The sequence below is a fragment of the Aliihoeflea aestuarii genome (assembly GCF_024105665.1).
GTDB classification, from domain to species: Bacteria; Pseudomonadota; Alphaproteobacteria; order Rhizobiales; family Rhizobiaceae; genus Aliihoeflea; species Aliihoeflea aestuarii.
The window spans coordinates 597,771-615,613 of sequence record NZ_JAAAMK010000002.1 but is presented as its reverse complement, the minus strand read 5'-3'; the positions used below and the strand labels follow the sequence as shown (position 1 = coordinate 615,613).

Here is a 17,843-nt window from a genome sequence, read left to right as displayed (position 1 = left end):
GTGCCTCAAGCGGCTGACGGTCGCCATTGCGTCGAGGCCGTGCATGGTGCGCGACGTCTTCGTTCTGATTGGCAAAGCCGATCACTCATTATTCAGCAGGGAAAAGATCAATGTCCGACATTACCGCTTATCCTGACACTCAGCTTTTCATCAACGGCGAATGGCGCGCAGGTGGCGGCGGATGGATCGAAATCGTCGATCCGGCAACGGACGAGGTGATCGGCAAGGTTGCGCACGCAAATCGCGGCGATCTCGACGCGGCGCTCGATGCGGTTGCCGCCGGCTTCAAGGTCTGGAGCGCGACGTCGCCTTTCGAACGCTCGAAGATCATGCGCAAGGCAGCGGAACTTCTGCGGGAGCGGGCACCCCGCATCGCACCGATGATGACGCGCGAGCAGGGCAAGCCGGTGACTGAGGCCAAGGGCGAGGTGATGGCCGCCGCCGATGTGATCGACTGGTTCGCCGAGGAAGCGCGCCGCACTTACGGCCAGATCATTCCGGCCCGCACCGTCGGCGTCACGCAAATGGCGATCAAGCTGCCGGTCGGACCGGTCGCTGCATTCACCCCATGGAACTTCCCGATCAACCAGGTCGTGCGCAAGCTCTCCGCAGCGCTCGGCGCGGGCTGTTCAATCATCGTCAAGGCGCCGGAGGAAACGCCGGCCTCGCCTGCGGAATTGATTCGCGCCTTCGCCGATGCCGGCGTGCCAGCCGGCGTCGTCAACCTCGTCTACGGCGTGCCGTCGGAAATCTCCGAATATCTGATCCCGCATCCGGTGATCCGCAAGATTTCCTTCACCGGCTCCACTCCCATCGGCAAGAAGCTCGCGGCGCTCGCCGGCGAGCACATGAAGCTGGCCACGATGGAACTGGGTGGCCACGCGCCCGCGATCATCTTCGATGACGCCGATGTCGACAAGGCGGTCAAGCTTCTGGCCGCGTCCAAGTTCCGAAATGCCGGTCAGGTCTGCATCTCGCCGACCCGTTTTCTCGTTCAGGAAGGCGTTTATAACAACGTCGTTGAGCGGTTCACCGATGCGGCCAAAGCCATCAAGGTCGGCCACGGCTTCGAGGATGGCGTCCAAATGGGGCCGCTTGCCAACGAGCGCCGCATTCCTTCGCTGGAGCCGCTGATCACCGACGCCGTCGAGCGTGGCGCGAAACTGAAGACCGGCGGACGGCGCATCGGCAACAAGGGCAATTTCTTCGAGCCGACCGTGTTGGCCGACGTGCCGCTGGATGCGCGCATCATGAACGAGGAGCCCTTTGGTCCGGTCGCCGCCTTCCGCGCCTTCGGTACCGTGGACGAGGTGATCGAGGAGGCGAACCGTCTGCCATTCGGCCTTGCCAGCTACGCCTTCACCGGCTCGACAGATACGGCCAACCGTCTCGGCACCGAAATCGAAGCGGGCATGACGACGATTAACCATATCGGCCTTGCGCTGCCGGAAGTGCCGTTCGGAGGGATCAAGGATTCGGGCCACGGCACCGAGGGCGGATCGGAAGCCATCGACGCGTATCTGGTCACCAAATTCGTTACCCAGACCGCAGCCTGACGATAGGAAAAGGAGAGCGTCTATGAACGGCGCCGATATTCTGTGCGATACACTGCTGGTCAACGGCGTCGACGTCTGTTTCGCCAATCCGGGTACTTCGGAGATGCATTTCGTTGCCGCGCTCGATCGCAAGCCGCAGATGCGGTGCGTACTTGGCCTTTTCGAGGGCGTCGTCACCGGCGCGGCTGACGGCTATGCGCGCATGGCCGACAAGCCCGCCGTGACGCTTCTGCACACCGGCCCCGGCCTCGCCAACGGTCTGGCCAATCTGCACAATGCACGACGCGCCCGCACGCCTGTCCTCAACGTCGTGGGCGATCACGCGACCTATCACGTCGCGCATGATGCGCCTTTGACAAGCGATATCGAAAGCCTCGCGCGGCCGATGTCTCACTGGGTTGGGCGAGCAAATGCCGCCGAGGAGGTTCGCCGCGTCACCGAGGAAGGCTATGTCGCTTCGCTCATGAATCGCGGCGTGTCGACCATGATCCTGCCGGCCGATGCCGCCTGGGGCGAGATCGTGCATGAGGTCCCGTCGCCGGTTGCCATCCCTCGTCGTCCCGTCGCCGATGCGGATGTGGTTCTTGCCGCTGCAAAGACGCTGAAGAGCGGCAAGCGTGCCGTACTCATCCTTGCCGGCAAGGCATTGCGGGCAGATGCGCTGGAGACCGCAGGGCGGATTTCGGCAGCGACCGGCGCGGCGCTCTTCTCGCAAACGTCGGATCGCACCCAGCGCGGCGCGGGCCGGGTTGCGGCACGTCCCGTTCCCTACAATGTCGACATCGCCGTCGCGACGCTCAAGGAGTTCGAGGTTGCGATCTGCCTGGGCGGCAAGCAACCCGTCGCGTTTTTTGCCTATCCGGGCAAGCCGAGCACGATCCTGGATCCGGCCTGCGAGGTGATCGAGATGGCCGGTCACGAGCACGACCTGGCGGCAAGTCTTGCTGCGCTTGCAGATGAGTTAGGCGTCGCGTCCAATGCCGCCTTCGTTGCAAACCCTTTTACGCAGACCGGGATTTCCGAGCCGACCGGGTCATTGAATGCCGAATCGATCGCGCTGGCGGTCGCGCGTCGCCTGCCCGAGAACGCGATCATCTGCGAGGAATCCATCACATCGGGTGGCAAGCTCGCCGCACTTTCGCCCGGCCTTCACCCGCACGATCATATCCCGCTGACTGGCGGCTCGATCGGCGAAGGCATTCCCCTTGCAGTCGGTGCCGGCATCGCCTGTCCCGACCGCAAGATCGTCGCCATGCAGGCCGACGGCAGCGGCATGTATACGATACAGGGATTGTGGACCCAGGCACGCGAGAACCTCGACGTTCTGACCGTCGTCTATTCGAACCGTGCCTATGCGATCCTTCAGGGCGAGATGCGCAATGTCGGCGTCAACGATTTCGGCGTCAACGCCCGGCGCATGCTCGACCTCGATAAGCCCGATCTCGACTGGTGCAAGATGGCGAACGGCATGGGTGTCGAAGCGGGGCGAGCGACAACGGTCGAGGAGTTTACGAAACTGCTGGATGTCGGCTTCAGCCGCAAGGGACCTTTCCTCATCGAAGCGGTCATGGACTAGATTTGGAAATGCCCGCTCCGGATCGCAGGACCCATGCTCATTGACCGTGAGCTTTCGACAACAGGCGGCGTAAGCTCCAAACTCGATCCACCTTAGCCAGCCGCCAAACTGTCTCACCAGGCGGGACCACCTCTATCTGGCGGCTGTCTCTTTGGAGGTCTTTTCGTTCTGTTTTGGATCGTCAGGGCAGTGCGCCCGAATCACACTCAGGATGATCCGCGTTGGATGAGCGTGACCGGGAATATCCGGCTGGGGGCATCGGGCAGATCACCGCTCAAGCGCGTCAGGATCATCTCGCCGGCCGCCGCGCCGAGGGCGTAGGCGTCAACGGAAACGGTCGTCATGCCGGGAGGAACCTCGGAGGCGACGTCGCTGTCGCCGAAACCGACGATCGCGATGTCGCCGGGCATCGTGAGGCCCATCGTCCTCGCTTCGAGCATGGCGCCGATTCCCAGAAGATCGTTGGCGCAGAAAACGGCCTCGATTCCCGATGCGCTCTCGATCAACCGGCGAAATGCCCTGCGCCCGTCTGCGATTCCGGCCACATTCGGAACGCTGAGGGTGCCGGCGATCTCGAGACCACGCTGTGCGGCCAGTTGCTCGAATGCATTCTGGCGGATTTGTCCGCGACCACTGTTACGGCCAAGAAAGCCGAGCCTTCGATAGCCCCGAGCAGCCAGATGATCGATGACCAGCGTGACCCCGTCGACGTTGGAAAAACCGGCGAGCATGTCGATCGGATCCGAGGCGTTGGCCCAGCTCTCCACGATGGGGATCTTCAGATTGCGCAGGAAGCTGCGGTTTTCCTCCAGTTCCATGACGCCGGTGATGAACGCGGCGGCCGGGCGCATATCCATGATGGCGTGGATGAGCGGCGTTTCGCGCGCATAGGAATAGAAGGTACGCCCCATCACCATGTGATATCCGGCATCTTCCAGCACTCGCGCACAACCATCGGCTGCCTGTGTGTATTGCTGGCTGGCAAGCGTCGACAGGAATGCTGCGACGATATTCGATCGACCGCTTTTCAGAGCCCGCGCATGCGGATTCGAAGCATAGCCGGTTTGCGTGACGGCCTCGTCGATGCGAAGCCGGCGTGCTTCCGAGACCATGTGGGGACTGTGAAGGGCGCGGGACACGGTGATTGGCGAAACGCCCGCGAGCCGGGCGACTTCCTCGATGCGCACACGCTTTTTCGACGATGCGCCGGTTTGCTCGATCCGTGTGCCGACCCGCAAAACCGGATCAAGCGTTGCTGCGAAAGGTGGAGAACCAATCGTCATTCGGGGCTCTCTCCCTCAACTGATATGCAATTCAACTGTATGGTACGGCGACCTGGACAAGGCAATCGCCAGCCTCGCACATGGTGTGAAGACGTTGCGACAGGACGACGCCGTCGCAACTGAAATGCAGGACATCTTCCGCGGCATCCAGGCGTGTAAAATCATGATACCAGCCCGCGACGTCGCCAGCGCGAACCTCTTCACCAACGTCACGCGCAGGCTCGTACCAGCCCGGTCGCGTCGCATAGATGGCCTGATCGTGACTGGTAAGTGCCAGCAGGCGCATCTCGGCGACCTCGAAGCGGTCGAGAAGTACAGGTGAGCTTACGATGCCGAGTGCATGCAGCAGGTTGTCGAGTGCTGCCATGGTTGAGCGCATGCTAAGGGGCGTGACGGTTCCGCCGCCGCCGAATTCCCCACTCAGGCCGATCACGCCAGCGCGCCCGGCGGCGCCGAGCGAGGTTGGCGCGTCCGGCCCGTTTTCTGCAATAAACCCGAACGGCAGTCCAAGCGCATGCATCAGGTCGAGCATTCGGGTGAAATGCTCGGTGTTTCCCTGCCGCTCCATGAGCGCGATCGGCATGTGCGCCATGCTGGTTCCGCCCGAATGCAAATCCATGAACACGTCGTGGCGTGGCAAAAGCTCGTGTTCGAGGAAATGCGCCAGCCGCGCGCTTGGCTTGCCGGCAGGATCGCCGGGAAACAGACGATTGAGATTTCCTCCGTCGAGCGGAGAACGTCGCTTCGCGGCAAATACGGCGGGTGCATTCGCGAAAGGCAGGATCGTGATCTCGCCGCGAATGCTGGCGGCATCGAGGCGTCGGCACAGGCGGGACAGCGCTATGTTGCCCTCATATTCGTCGCCATGGTTTCCGGCCATCAGAAGCAGGCGCGGTCCCTTGCCGTTCTTGATGCGGACGATCGGGATTTTTACCTGAAAATAGGGCGATCGATCGATCGAGAACGGAATGCTGAGGAAGCCGTCCTGACGGCCCTCGGCATTGAAATCGATCGAATGGAAGAGACCGGTGTGCAAATGCGAATTCCTTGAACGGGCGACGTCATCAGCCGCCCGGAATTGGGTATTTTCAGACGAGAGCCATCGCCGTCATTTCGACGCGCAGATCCGGATCGGCAAGGCGCGCTTCCACGCAGGCGCGGGCAGGCGGATTGGCAGGATCGATCCAGGCGTCGTAGACGGAATTCATCGCGTCGAAATCGACGATATTGGGCAAGAACACGTTGACGGCAACGAGCTTGGACTTGTCGGTCCCGGCCTCCGAAAGCAATGCGTCGATTTTCGCCAGGACGTCCTTCGTCTGGTTCTCGATTGATGCCTTGCGGTCATTTGGAACCTGTCCGGCGATGTGCAAAACGCCATTTGCAACGACGCCTTGGCTCATGCGCGAGCCGACCTGATAACGCTTGATACTCATGTTCTGTCTTTCTGAATTTTGCGGAAGCGGAACAATGTGATGTGTTTTCGCTTCGATTTCCCGTGCGAAAGTGCCTTCGCATGTCGTTGAAGCAAAGGCACTCCCGTTTGTTTTTTCGAGTCGGAAGCGATGAGAACTCCATCGCTTCACTCGATAGACGTCACAGCGCCGGCAACACGCCTTGTTCCTCGCGGAACCATTTCTCCTGCAATTCCGGCAGGCGCCCGTTCAGCTTATTGGCGAAAACGAACGTATTGACCCATTGCAGCAGATTATGTTCGCCCATCGGCATCCCCACATGCGCGGGAGATTGGCGAATGGTGAATTTCAGTTCCATTTCCGCGCCGGGATGATCGTTCTGGGCATTGACGACAATGGCGCTGTTTTCGGCGAACATTTCGGCCTGGCCAGCGAGATAGGCGGCGAGCGTCGACGGCACGTCCTCGAAACGGACCAGGTTGGCGCCCTGCGCGTTGTCAGTCAGCCAAAGGTCCAGTGTGGTCCCGCGCGCAACCGCGATCTGACGACCGTCTAGATCGGAGACGTCCTCGGTGGATTCGATGCTTGCCGGACCGTAGACACCCAGCTGGACGGCCGCATAAGGCTGCGAGAACATGACCTGCTGCGCCCGTTCGGAGGTTGCGCCAATGGCGGATATGATCACATCGACCTGGTTCGCCAGAAGGCTGGGAATCCGGTTGGTGCCGGTAAGCTGGACAAGCTCAAGGTCAACGCCGAGTTCTTCTGCCATGAGAGCGGCGACTTCGACATCGAGACCCGACGGACGGCCTTCCTCATCGGTAAACCCCCATGGCGGGACGTCGAGCAACACGCCTATGCGAACCGTTCCGGAATTGAGAATGTCCTGCAGCTTGTCGGCGTGTGCCGGACCCGGCTGCATGAGCGACGCGGCCATGCCGAAAGCGGCTGCCACGACCATCGATTTGAAAGCGTACATCAATCCTCACTCCTTGTTTTAGTTGGGTTTAATTGTGCCGGGTCGAGCCGATAAAGGCCTTGAGTTCCGGGGTTTGCGGATTCGTGAAAAGCTTCGAAGGTGGGCCTTCTTCCCAGACGCGGCCCTGATGCATGAAGACGATCTTGCTCGCGACATTGCGGGCGAAGTTCATCTCGTGCGTGACGAGGATCATGGTCATGCCCTGCCGGGCCATGTCTTCCATGACTTTCAGCACTTCGCCGACGAGTTCGGGATCGAGTGCGGACGTGACCTCGTCGAAAAGCATCAGATGCGGGCGCATGGCCAGGCACCGCGCGATCGCGACACGCTGTTGCTGTCCACCGGAAAGCTGTTCCGGGAAGGCGTCTATTTTTTCGGCCAGCCCGACCTTGGTCAGGCATTCGAGGGCGAGCGCCCGCGCCTCACGCTTCGAAACGCGCCCGGTCAGCGTTGGAGCCAGCGTGATATTGCGCTCGACCTTCAGATGCGGAAACAGGTTGAACGCCTGAAAGACGATTCCGACACGCTGACGCAGTTCCTTCAGATTGCGCATGCCCGCGGCGACTTGCTGGCCCTCGATCGTGATCCTTCCCGAATTGATCGGTTCGAGCGCATTGATGCAACGCAGCAGCGTCGATTTTCCGGAGCCAGACCGGCCGATAATGGTAACGATCTCGCCCTCTTCGACGGATAAGGAGACGTCCTTCAGCACCTCCACGGCGCCGAAGGATTTGTGGACGTTGTTGATTTCAACGAGAGCCATTGAGACGGGTCTCCAGATTGCGCGACCAAAGGGTCAAGGGGAAGCAGATCGCGAAATAGATCGCTGCGACGACGGAATAGACGAGAAGGGGCTGGAAGGTGGCTGCACTGGCTAGCTGCCCGGCTCGCGTCAGTTCGATGAAGCCGACGACAGCGGCGAGCGACGTTCCCTTGATGAGCTGAACGAGGAAGCCGACCGTCGCCGGCAGGGCGATCTTGAAGGCTTGGGGGGCAATGACGTAGCGGAATTGCTGCCAGCGGCTGATGCCGAGCGAGGCGGCGGCCTCCCATTGCGTTTGCTTCACCGCCTCGATGCCGCCTCGCCAGATCTCGCCGAGAAAGACGGCCGTGTAGATGGTGAACGCGACGGTGACGGCGGCCAGAGCGGGTATCTGGATGCCCAGAAAGACCGGAAGCCCGAAATAGAAGAACATGAGAAGCGCAAGCAGTGGAACGGCTTGCACGACCTGAAGGAAGAGTGCCGAGGCCCAACGCAGCACAGCCATATTCGCCGTTCGCAACAGCGCCAGGAAAAGGCCGAACGGCGCGCCGAAGGCCAGAGCCATCAAAACCAGCAGAAGCGTATATTGCAGGCCGGTCGCGAAGGCGATGAGATCGATCGTTGACAAGGAGCGCATGGATGTGACCTCCTTCAGCGCCGTGTCGGCCAGCGGAAGGCCAGACGGCCGAGCGCGGCGAAAAACACACGGAAAGCCATGACCAGACAGACATAGATTCCGGCGATCAGGGCGTAGATTTCAAAACTGCGGAACGTCCTGCTCTCGACCACACCTGCGGTGTGAAAGAGTTCTTCCGCAGAAATCTGCGAGGCGATCGACGTGCCCAGAAGAAGAAGCACGAACTGGCTCGTGATCGAGGGATAGATGTTGCGCAAGGCCGGCGGCAGGACGACATGCATGAACACCTGAAAGCCGCTGATGCCGAGACAATGACCCGCTTCGACCTGCGAGCGGGGAATTGAATCGAGGCCGGAGCGTATGATTTCCGCAGCATATGCGCCGAAATAGAGTGCCAAAGCTATGGAAGCTGCCGTAAATGGCGGCAGCCTGATGCCAAAACCGGGAAACACGAAGAAGACGATGAAGATCTGAATGATCGGTGGCGTGTTGCGGATCAACTCGATGTAGCCGAGGACGGGATAGCGAAGCAGTTTGGGCCCGCTACGCAGGATCGCGGCACATGCGATCGCGATGATCAGCCCGATACCGGCCGCTATGACGGTCAGCCACAGCGTGTTCAGGATACCTTCGATGAAAGCATCCTCGTAGCGCCATAGCGGCCGAAAATTCAGATTTCCCATGTCGATCTAGCCGAAAAATGTTGGAAGGATGCGCCGCACCGCGCCATTGTCGTCAAGTTCGAAGATCGATCGCCAACGGTCGATACTGGTGCAGGGATGCGATATGCCGAATTCGATGATGTCGCCGACCTGCCAATCGGCCGCTTCGCCGATGTCGATGAAGGCATGCTGATCGTTGAGCTTTCGAACCCGCGCCGTGCTGGACACGTCGGTCGATGCGCCGTCGCGCCATAGCGAAAGCGGGCAGGGGAGGTCCTGGTCGAACGAGACGTCGCGCATGCCCATGCCGCAGATCGCCAATCCCGGCTCCGGCCGCGACAGAATTTCGGCCCATAGTCGAAGCGCGGGTGTGAATGCGTCGACGGCACGGCCCAGGCCCGCAGGCTCGAAACCGCCGCGATGGTCCATCGCGGCCAAGCCGCGCTTGTAGACGCCGTGATCGTGGAAATAAATCGCGCCGCTGCGCAACAGAAGGCGTGCATTGCTGTCGGCACGCACGAGACCGGCAAGATCATCCACTACTAGATCGAAAAATGACGAGCCGCCCGATGACAGGATGAGACGGCCGGCGGGGCGCATCTGGCGGACTAGGTCGAATGCCTGCCTCGCCAGTTCGTGAAGCCGGCCGATCGCCTCGCGAGTGGCTTGCGGGTCGGCAAGAGCCGAGGCTCCTTCATAGGCGGACACGCCGGCAAGCTCGATCATTGGCGTGGCGGCTGCGCGCGCTGCGATTTCGCGGACCGTGTCGATATCGCGCGCCCCGCTTCGTGCGCCGCCTACCTCGATCAACACGCCGACTTCGAGTTCAGCTTCACGCCCTGCGGCGGCAACCGATTCGAGCGCCGTGATACTGTCGACGAAGACGAGAATTTCCGCGTTCCGATAATGTCCCAACATGCGCCCGAAACGCTCTGCACTGCGCAATCCGCCGATCTGGTTCGCGACGACGATGCGCCGAAAGCCGCTTTCCAGAAGTACTCTGGCCTGCCGCGCATCGGCAACGGTCAAGCCCCAAGCTCCCGATTCAACGAGATCAGCGCATAGTTCCGGGGCCATGGGTGTCTTCGCGTGAGGGGCGAGATCGACGTCTGCCGCCCGGGCGTATGCGAACATGGCGCGCGCGTTCGCCACGAACGCGCTGCGTGAGACTGTGAGTACCGGAAATGCCGTCTCCCCGGCGCTTGGGCGCAGGCCGATTATATCGGTGGCGTCTTCACATGTCAGGTCGACCGGAATGCCTCGTATTCGTCCATCGATCAGCAAGTCTTCACCCAAAATCATTTTCTCAAGCCTCTGTATCGCCCTTGCGGGCCAGCAGGATGGCGCATATGACAACGTTATCATTATCTGCAGCATTGGCAATGTCCAAAATTGTCCATGCGCTGAAGAAGGAGATAACTCAGTATGACCAGGCGCAGCACGGCCTATATGACCGTCGATTTCGGAAAGGACGGCAAGCAGGTCGGGTCCGTCAATATCCCCCATTCTCCTCACAGCGATGCGTGGGGAGCGACGGTCTTGCCGATCGCCGTCGTAAAGAACGGAACAGGGCCGACGCTTATTCTATCGGGGGGCAATCACGGTGACGAATATGAGGGGCCGATCGCGCTTGGGGAACTTATCCGTGACATCGACCCCGGCGCCATCCAGGGGTGCCTGATCGTTCTTCCCGCGCTCAACATTCCTGCCGTCATGGCAGGTACGCGTACTTCTCCCGTCGATGGGTTGAACCTCAATCGCACCTATCCTGGAAATCCCGAGGGCACGATTTCCCAGCAGATATCGGCCTTCATGAACGATGTCGTTTATCCGCATGGTGATGCCTTCCTCGACCTGCATTCGGGTGGCTCGTCGCTCGATATTCTACCAAGCGCGATCGTCGAGCCGGCCCTTGATCCGGCTCACCAGAAGCGAAACGTCGAAGCCGTTCTTGCTTTCGATGCCCCGCTGACCGTCGTGGTTTCCAATCTCGGCGAGACGCGCACGTCGACGGCAAGCGCAGTGCGTGCCGGGCTCACGACGGTCGGCACCGAAATGGGCGGCGGCGGTACGGTCGGGCTGGAGGCGCTGGCCATCTGCCGGCGCGGCATTCACAATGTCCTTGCTCATCTCGGACTTGTCGAAAACAAGAGCGCTGTGCGCGAGGATCGTACTCTCTTCGAAGTCGCCGGTTCGCAGAGCTACGTGCTGGCGAGCGGTGATGGCGTTTTCGAGCCATTTCATGCGAACGGGACGGAAATTTCGGCCGGTCAGCCTGCGGGCCGTGTCCACTTCCTTGACGATCCCATGCGTCTGCCTGCCGAATTGATCTATCGTCAGGACGGGATTGTCTATGCACGGCGACAACCGGGACGCGTCAAGCCCGGCAATTGCTGCATCGTCGTTGCTTCACCGTTTCAGGGAGATCTCGCATGATCGATTTGAATGATATCCGATCCGCGCATAAGCGCATTCGTCCCTTCGTAAGGCGGACGCCTCTTCTGGCCGCGACGGGGCTGCGCCGTCCGGTGACCGATGGCGATCTTCACCTCAAGCTGGAATGCCTTCAGCCTTCCGGTTCCTTCAAGGCGCGGGGCGCGACCAACAAGCTTCTATCCTTGTCGGCGAAGGAACTAAGCCGAGGCCTTGTCGCAGCCTCCGGCGGTAACCACGGGCTGGCGGTAGCGCGCAGCGCTCATGTTGCAGGTATTCAGGCCACCTTGTTCCTGCCGGACAATGTCGCGGCCGACAAGATCGCTAAAATCCGGGATTGGGGTGCAACGGCTATCGTTGGCGGCGCCAGCTACGATGAAGCCAATGCGGGCGCGCGTGCCTTTGCCGAGAAGAAGGGCGCAACCTATTTCCATTCCTTCGCCGATCCGCTCATCGTCGCCGGGCAGGGAACCGTCGGCCTCGAAATCCTCGAGGATTTGCCGGACGTGAATGTGGTTGTCATCGCTGTCGGCGGCGGTGGATTCATAACCGGCGCCGGCGTGGCATTAAAAGCGGTGAAGCCGTCCGTCAGGGTCATCGGCGTCGAGCCTGTCGGGTCCCCGACGCTCTACGCTTCACTGGCGGCCGGCGAAGTGGTTTCGCTGCCGCAGATCACGACGACCGTTCCGACGATGGCGTGCAAGCGCACGGACGACGCCTTGTTCGAGCTGTCGCGGACTGTGATCGACGAGGTCGTTCTGGTCAGTGACGCCGATATGCAGGCTGCTGCGAATTGGCTCTGGTTTGAATGCGGACTGGCCGCGGATCTGAGCGGCGCAGCGGCTATCGCCGCCCTGTCCACCGGGAAAGTGTCGGTGGAGAAGGGGCAGACGGTCGTAGCTCCGGTTTGCGGCGCCGGGCTACCAGCTTAAGGCGCATTTTCAGCATCAGAGATCGTGCGCACGGTAAGGGCGCTGGCGACCAATTGACTTGAACACGATAAGAGGATATTTATTAATGGACATTTAGTGACATATTGAGAGCAGCCACAGTGTTTGATTTGAAGTTCGTCAATGCGAAGATCATCGATGGGACAGGCAGCCCTTGGATGTTCGGCGAGGTTGCGATACGCGACGGCAGGATCGTCGCTGTCGGCCGCGCGGTCGCCGGAGATGCGGTCGAAGTGGTCGACCTCGATGGCCAGATTCTGGCGCCAGGGTTCATTGACGTTCATACCCATGACGACATTGCGGTCCTGCGCGATCAAACGCACGCGCCCAAGCTTTTGCAGGGCGTCACGTCCGTCGTGCTTGGAAATTGCGGTTTTGGAGCGGCCCCGCTGGGCGCGGGCCGAGAAAGTGACCTTGCGCGATATGCCAGCCCGGTCCTCGGCAAATTGCCGGAAAGGGCCTCCTGGTCGAGCTTCGGTGACTATCTGAACACGCTCGACGAGACGCCGTCGACGATAAATTCAGTTTCACAGGTCGCCCATGGTGCAGTTCGCATAGCGGTCATGGGGTTTGAAAACCGTCATGCGAAGCCGGCGGAGATCGAGCGCATGAGCGCGATGGTTTCGGAGGCCATGCGGGCCGGCGCGATCGGGCTGTCGCTCGGCCTTCTTTACGCGCCGGGATGCTATGCCGACCGCTCCGAGCTTGTCGCGCTCGCCGCGGCATCGGCGCGTCACGGCGGCATTCTCAACTGCCATATCCGCACCGAAGGCGACAGCCTACTGGTCTCGCTAACCGAAGTCATGGAGATCGCCGAGGCGGCGGGCTCGCCGCTTCACATCAGCCATTTGAAGGTCGTCGGCCTGAAAAACTGGGGCACGATCGGCCGGGCGCTGGAAATGATCGATCAGCGTCGGCAGGCCGGGCTCGATGTGACTTGCGATATCTACACCTATACGGCCGGCTCCAGCACGCTGATGTCCGTGCTGCCGCCCTGGGTGTCGTCGGGCAGCGGCGCCGACGTGATGGCGAGGCTGGCGAACAAGGATGCGCGGACGCGCATCAAGCGCGACATGGAGACGAGCGTTCCCGGCTGGGACAATTTCGCCCTGATGCTCGGCTGGGACAGGGTTGTCATCTCGGGCGTTGCCGGCGAGGCCAATCGCTCCTTGGAAGGCATGAACATGGCCGCGATCGCAAGTTCCCGTGGTCAGAATCCAGTCGACTGCATGCTCGATCTTCTCGTGGAGGAGCAGGCGCAGATCACGATGATTCTTCATCAGATGTCCGACGAGGACGTGAAGTCGGTGCTGCGTTCGGACTTCGCGATGGTCGGCTCCGATGGCATTCCTCTCGAAACCGGCCGCGTCCATCCGCGTCACTATGGAACGTTTCCGCGCATGATCGCGCGCTACGTGCGCCAGGAAAACATCATGTCCGTCGAGCACGCCGTCCGCAAGATGACGGCGATCTCAGCGCGTCGTTTCGGATTGTCTGGGCGCGGCCTGATCGCGGAGGGGGCTCACGCCGACCTCATCGTCTTCGATGAAAACGATATCGAGGACAAGGCGACTTTCGAGGACCCGCGCCGATTTCCGGTCGGGCTCGACAGCGTCCACGTCAACGGCAGGCTTGTTGCGAGCGCGGGCAGCATTTCCGCCGAGCGGCCCGGACGTCTCCAGCGCTTCGGCTGCGTTTGCTGCAATGGCGGTCTGCATTCGAGCCACTGATCCGCAAGAGCCCGGCGCATCCATCAACGGGAACACGACGAGCAAAAAAGGGAGAAGGAAATGGACATCACGACGACGATTGGCCGGTTTTCGGCGGTGATCGGTCTTGCGGCGACGGTTTGGGCCGTCCCGCAGGCGGCTTGGACGCAGGAGGCTTCGGGAGGAACGCTCAACGTTGCGATCACGGGCGAGCCGCCGACGCTCGATGCCCATCAATCCACGGCCTTCATCACGCAGTCGATCGGCTGGCACATCTACGAAGGGTTGTTCACGCTCGACGCGAATTACGATGCCGTTCCGATGCTTGCCGAGAGCTATGAGTTCGACGAGAACCGAAATACCTATGTAATCGACATCCGAGCCGACGTGCCTTTTCACGACGGAACGGTCCTTGACGCGGACGATGTCATCGCCTCTCTCGAACGCTGGAGCGACAAGTCGAACTACGGTCGCCTGATGTTCGACAATGTCGTCGAGCTTCGAAAGACCGGTGATCTGACGATCGAGATCGAGCTTGCCGAAGCTTCGCCGATCGTTCCCATGATGCTGGCCTTTCCCAATCAACAGGCGGCGATCTATCCCGCCAGCGTCATCGAGGAATATGGCGAAGGCGAAATCCGAAGCTATGTCGGAACCGGACCATTCAGGTTCGACGAGCATGTTCCCGACCAGCATATCCGCCTGATGCGGTTTGAAGATTATGCCGCTCTTGAAGGCGAGGCGGACGGAATGGGGGGAGCGCGCACGGCGCATTTCGAACAACTGACGTTCGTCCCGACGCCGGAAGTGTCAGTCCGTCTCGAAGGTGTCCAGACCGGTCTCTTCGACATCACCGATCAGGTCAGCCAGGACATGGCGCCGATGATCGATCTTTATCCCAATGTCGAAGCCACGATCACTAAGCCCTACTGGTGGACTATGGCGGTTTTCAATAAGAGCCGCGCTCCCTTCGATGATCAGCGCGTGCGGCAGGCCTTCGTACTCGGCGTGAACAATGAGGAGATCATGGGCGCGGCCTTCGCGTCGCAGGACTTCTATCGCCTCGACCCCGGCATCCTCTTTCAGGAGCAGGCGAACTGGTGGACCGATGCCGATGGCGGCATGTACGGCGCCAATGACGTCGAACGCGCTCGCGCCCTTCTTGAAGAAGCCGGCTATGACGGCGAGCCGCTGAAATGGCTGACGACGCGCGAATACGATTTCATGTATCGCAATGCGCTCGTGGCGGTCGATCAGTTGCGCGCCGTCGGTTTCAACATCGAATTGGAGGTCGTGGATTGGGCGACGATCGTGCAGCAGCGCAACGATCCTGAGGCCTATCACATCTTCAGCGGCGCGACGACCTTCACACCCGATCCCGGCGTGTGGCCCTGCTTTGACAGCGCGTGGCCTGGTTTTTGGGAAGACTCCGTCAAGGATGATCTGGTGCAGCGCCTGAACACGCAGATGGACCCGGAAGCCCGTCTTGGCGTGTGGGAAGAGTTGCAAACTCATTTCTGGGAGGCCGCGCCTATGGCCAAATTCGGCGATTTCTTCATCCTGGGCGTCAAGAGCACCCAGGTGCAGAATTTCGAAGCCACGCCCTTCCCGTTCTACTGGAACGTCTGGAAAGAGTGACGCTGGTTGCTTCCCGCGAAAATGGGGCGATCCGGCAGGAGACGGATATGACGAACGAAATCAGGATCGGCATCGTTTGCAATGCCGATTTTCGGGACAGGCTCGACGCCGCTTTGGCCGATGCCGATCCTCGCCTGCAATTCGAGGTGCGCTGCTATGCGCATCAGGAAGAGGCGAGTGGCTATGCCGCCGAACTCGAACCCATCGTCGATGCGATTCTGTTCTCCGGGCCGGTGCCCTATTATATTTCTCTCGAAGAGAGGGGAGCTTTGTCCGTGCCCGCCGATTTCGTCGTCTATGACGAGGTCTCCCTTCTCAAGGCGTTTTTCGATCTTGCAAGTCGCAATACCGATCTGTCGACCATCAGCGTCGATACGATATCGACCGCCACGGTGCGCGATGTCTGCGGCGAGATCGGGATCGACCCGAGCGGCATCCGCACGATGCCGCTCGTCGAGGGCGGAATCCATGACGATTTCGCAAGCTTTCATATCGAGAATTATCGTTCTGGCCGCACCACCCATGCGCTCACCTGCCGTTCCGTGGTGAAAGCGAAACTGGACGAAGCGGGCATCCCCTGCCATTTCATGTTCTGGACCAAGCACACGATCCTGAAGGCGCTCGATCTTCTGGTGTCGCGCTACATCCAGGCCCGCTACCGGGGGTCGCAGATCGCGGTCGGCCTGCTGCGGGTTGGCATCCCCAGCGTCAACGCGTCGATCGCCGAAACACGGCGCATGGCGCTGGAAATGGAAAGCCAGCTTCTGGAATCCGCCGACCGCCTCGGTGTCCATCTCGTGGATATCGGCAACGGGCTGCATTTGTTTTACTCGACTTACGGCGCGTTGAAGACACAGACGCAGGATTTCACCACGGCGCCCTATTTCCAGTCGTCACCGCAACTGGGCAATTACAGTTTCCAGATGGGAATCGGCACGGGACCGAGCGCGGCCATTGCCGAGGAAGGCGCGCGCAAGGCCCTTTATCGGGCGGAACTCGACCAAAATGACAGCGTGTTCGTCGTCTTCGACAATGATCGCCTGATCGGACCGCTCGGAGCGGGATCGAGCAGCCGCATCATCCGGGTCGCGGATGTGGAAATCACGCGCCTGGCCGACAGAATCGGCATCACCTCGGCCAATCTGGCGCGAATCCTGGAAGCGCTGGAGACCGATCGCAACGCGAATTACAGCGCCATCGAGCTTGCCAGGATACTCGACACCACGTCGCGTACGGCCCGCCGGGTGCTCGCACGTCTGGCCGAGGCCGGGTTCGCGCGCTCGGTCGGCGAAAGCGTAGCCGTCGGTCAGGGACGCCCCGCCACCCTTTACAGGATCGACATGTCGTCACGGGACGGAGCCGTCCAATGAGCATTGCAGCCGAACAGCCTGCCGTATCGACATCTCGCGAACCGTCCTTTCTGGTTCTGCTCTTTTCGCGCGGCAGCGTCATTGCCGGCTCGTTTCTGATCGCGCTCATGGTGCTGACCGCGGTTCTGGCCCATTGGATTGCGCCGTTCGATCCCAATGCGTTGAACATCGCCAATCGCCTGCAGCCACCCGGCAGTGCGGCGCATCTTCTGGGAACCGACGAGTTCGGACGAGACGTCCTGTCGCGCGTGATCCATGGCGCGCGCACCTCGTTGGCAATCGGCATCGCAATCGTCGCCTTCGCTGTGGGTATCGGAACCCTGATCGGTCTCGTCACCGGCTTCTACAATCGCGTCGACATGGTCCTGTCGCGTATAATGGACGGCCTGATGTCGTTTCCCGGCCTCGTGCTCGCGATCGCCATGACGGGCGTCATGGGTGCGAGCAGCACGACGGTCGTGCTCGCGCTCGGCATCGTCTACATGCCCCGCGTCGCGCGGATCATCCGCAGCGCGGTTCTGGTGGTGCGGGAACTCTCCTACGTGGAGGCGTGCTTCGCGCTGGGAGCGACACGCTTTTACGTGCTTTTCCGGCATGTGCTGCCGAACGTGATGTCGCCTATCATCATCCAGGCGACCTTCATCTTTTCCTACGCCGTTCTTGGTGAGGCGGCGCTGTCGTTCCTCGGAGTCGGCGTGCCGCCGACGCAGCCGAGTTGGGGGAACATGCTCGCCGAAGCGCGCACCTTCATCGTGCTCGCGTGGTGGATGGCGCTGTTTCCTGGCCTGGCCATCATGATCACCGTGCTCGGGCTGAACTTGTTCGGCGACGGTTTGCGCGATGCGCTCGATCCGAAATTGAAAGGTCGATGA

Annotated in this window: 16 protein-coding genes; 8 read left to right on the top strand and 8 right to left on the bottom strand. The window is 60.9% G+C overall.

All coding sequences use genetic code 11. From position 1 onward, the window contains the following. The first annotated feature begins 110 nt into the window (after window positions 1-110). Together GTW25_RS07360 and GTW25_RS07355 are read left to right on the top strand one after the other, a co-directional pair. Window positions 111-1,556 (top strand): NAD-dependent succinate-semialdehyde dehydrogenase, encoded by a 1,446-nt coding sequence (locus GTW25_RS07360; RefSeq protein WP_252911314.1) that lies wholly within the window; start codon window positions 111-113, stop codon window positions 1,554-1,556. Between the two features lie 22 nt (window positions 1,557-1,578). Continuing rightward, entirely contained in the window at window positions 1,579-3,132 is a 1,554-nt protein-coding gene (locus GTW25_RS07355) for an acetolactate synthase large subunit (RefSeq protein WP_252911313.1), read from the top strand. Window positions 3,133-3,338: 206 nt separating this feature from the next. Here the strand turns inward: GTW25_RS07355 and GTW25_RS07350 are convergent, their stop codons facing one another. From GTW25_RS07350 to GTW25_RS07315, 8 genes are all read right to left on the bottom strand, one after another. Further along, window positions 3,339-4,415, bottom strand: coding sequence for a LacI family DNA-binding transcriptional regulator (locus tag GTW25_RS07350; RefSeq protein ID WP_252911312.1), 1,077 nt, complete (start codon window positions 4,413-4,415; stop codon window positions 3,339-3,341). Between the two features lie 31 nt (window positions 4,416-4,446). After that, window positions 4,447-5,451, bottom strand: coding sequence for a succinylglutamate desuccinylase/aspartoacylase family protein (locus tag GTW25_RS07345; RefSeq protein WP_252911311.1), 1,005 nt, complete (start codon window positions 5,449-5,451; stop codon window positions 4,447-4,449). A 52-nt stretch (window positions 5,452-5,503) separates the two neighbouring features. Beyond that, window positions 5,504-5,851: a RidA family protein gene (locus GTW25_RS07340; protein WP_252911310.1), complete on the bottom strand. Its 348-nt coding sequence runs from the start codon at window positions 5,849-5,851 to the stop codon at window positions 5,504-5,506. A gap of 160 nt (window positions 5,852-6,011) precedes the next feature. Further along, on the bottom strand, window positions 6,012-6,809 hold the full coding sequence (locus tag GTW25_RS07335) for a transporter substrate-binding domain-containing protein (protein WP_252911309.1): 798 nt from the start codon (window positions 6,807-6,809) through the stop codon (window positions 6,012-6,014). A gap of 28 nt (window positions 6,810-6,837) precedes the next feature. Further along, the gene (locus GTW25_RS07330) at window positions 6,838-7,572 is read right to left on the bottom strand and encodes an amino acid ABC transporter ATP-binding protein (RefSeq protein ID WP_252911308.1); all 735 of its coding nucleotides are present in this window, start codon (window positions 7,570-7,572) and stop codon (window positions 6,838-6,840) included. Continuing rightward, entirely contained in the window at window positions 7,559-8,209 is a 651-nt protein-coding gene (locus GTW25_RS07325) for an amino acid ABC transporter permease (RefSeq protein ID WP_252911306.1), read from the bottom strand. The genes GTW25_RS07330 and GTW25_RS07325 overlap by 14 nt, the downstream gene beginning before the upstream one ends. 14 nt (window positions 8,210-8,223) lie before the next feature. After that, complete coding sequence (locus tag GTW25_RS07320; protein ID WP_252911304.1) at window positions 8,224-8,892, bottom strand: amino acid ABC transporter permease; 669 nt, start codon at window positions 8,890-8,892, stop codon at window positions 8,224-8,226. Between the two features lie 6 nt (window positions 8,893-8,898). Then, the gene (locus tag GTW25_RS07315; RefSeq protein WP_290127922.1) at window positions 8,899-10,173 is read right to left on the bottom strand and encodes an alanine racemase; all 1,275 of its coding nucleotides are present in this window, start codon (window positions 10,171-10,173) and stop codon (window positions 8,899-8,901) included. A 123-nt stretch (window positions 10,174-10,296) separates the two neighbouring features. On the opposite strand from GTW25_RS07315, the gene GTW25_RS07310 reads away from it, so the two are divergent. From GTW25_RS07310 to GTW25_RS07285, 6 genes are all read left to right on the top strand, one after another. Next, entirely contained in the window at window positions 10,297-11,307 is a 1,011-nt protein-coding gene (locus tag GTW25_RS07310) for a succinylglutamate desuccinylase/aspartoacylase family protein (RefSeq protein WP_252911301.1), read from the top strand. After that, window positions 11,304-12,236, top strand: a complete 933-nt coding sequence (locus tag GTW25_RS07305) for a threonine ammonia-lyase (protein ID WP_252911299.1) — start codon at window positions 11,304-11,306, stop codon at window positions 12,234-12,236. Before GTW25_RS07310 ends, GTW25_RS07305 begins: the two co-directional genes overlap by 4 nt. A gap of 119 nt (window positions 12,237-12,355) precedes the next feature. Then, on the top strand, window positions 12,356-13,984 hold the full coding sequence (locus GTW25_RS07300) for an N-acyl-D-amino-acid deacylase family protein (protein ID WP_252911297.1): 1,629 nt from the start codon (window positions 12,356-12,358) through the stop codon (window positions 13,982-13,984). Window positions 13,985-14,044: 60 nt separating this feature from the next. Then, window positions 14,045-15,601, top strand: coding sequence for an ABC transporter substrate-binding protein (locus GTW25_RS07295; RefSeq protein ID WP_252911295.1), 1,557 nt, complete (start codon window positions 14,045-14,047; stop codon window positions 15,599-15,601). 47 nt (window positions 15,602-15,648) lie between these two features. Next, entirely contained in the window at window positions 15,649-16,971 is a 1,323-nt protein-coding gene (locus GTW25_RS07290) for a helix-turn-helix domain-containing protein (protein WP_252911293.1), read from the top strand. Then, a complete protein-coding gene (locus GTW25_RS07285; RefSeq protein ID WP_252911292.1) occupies window positions 16,968-17,843 on the top strand; it encodes an ABC transporter permease in 876 nt (291 codons plus the stop codon). The genes GTW25_RS07290 and GTW25_RS07285 overlap by 4 nt, the downstream gene beginning before the upstream one ends.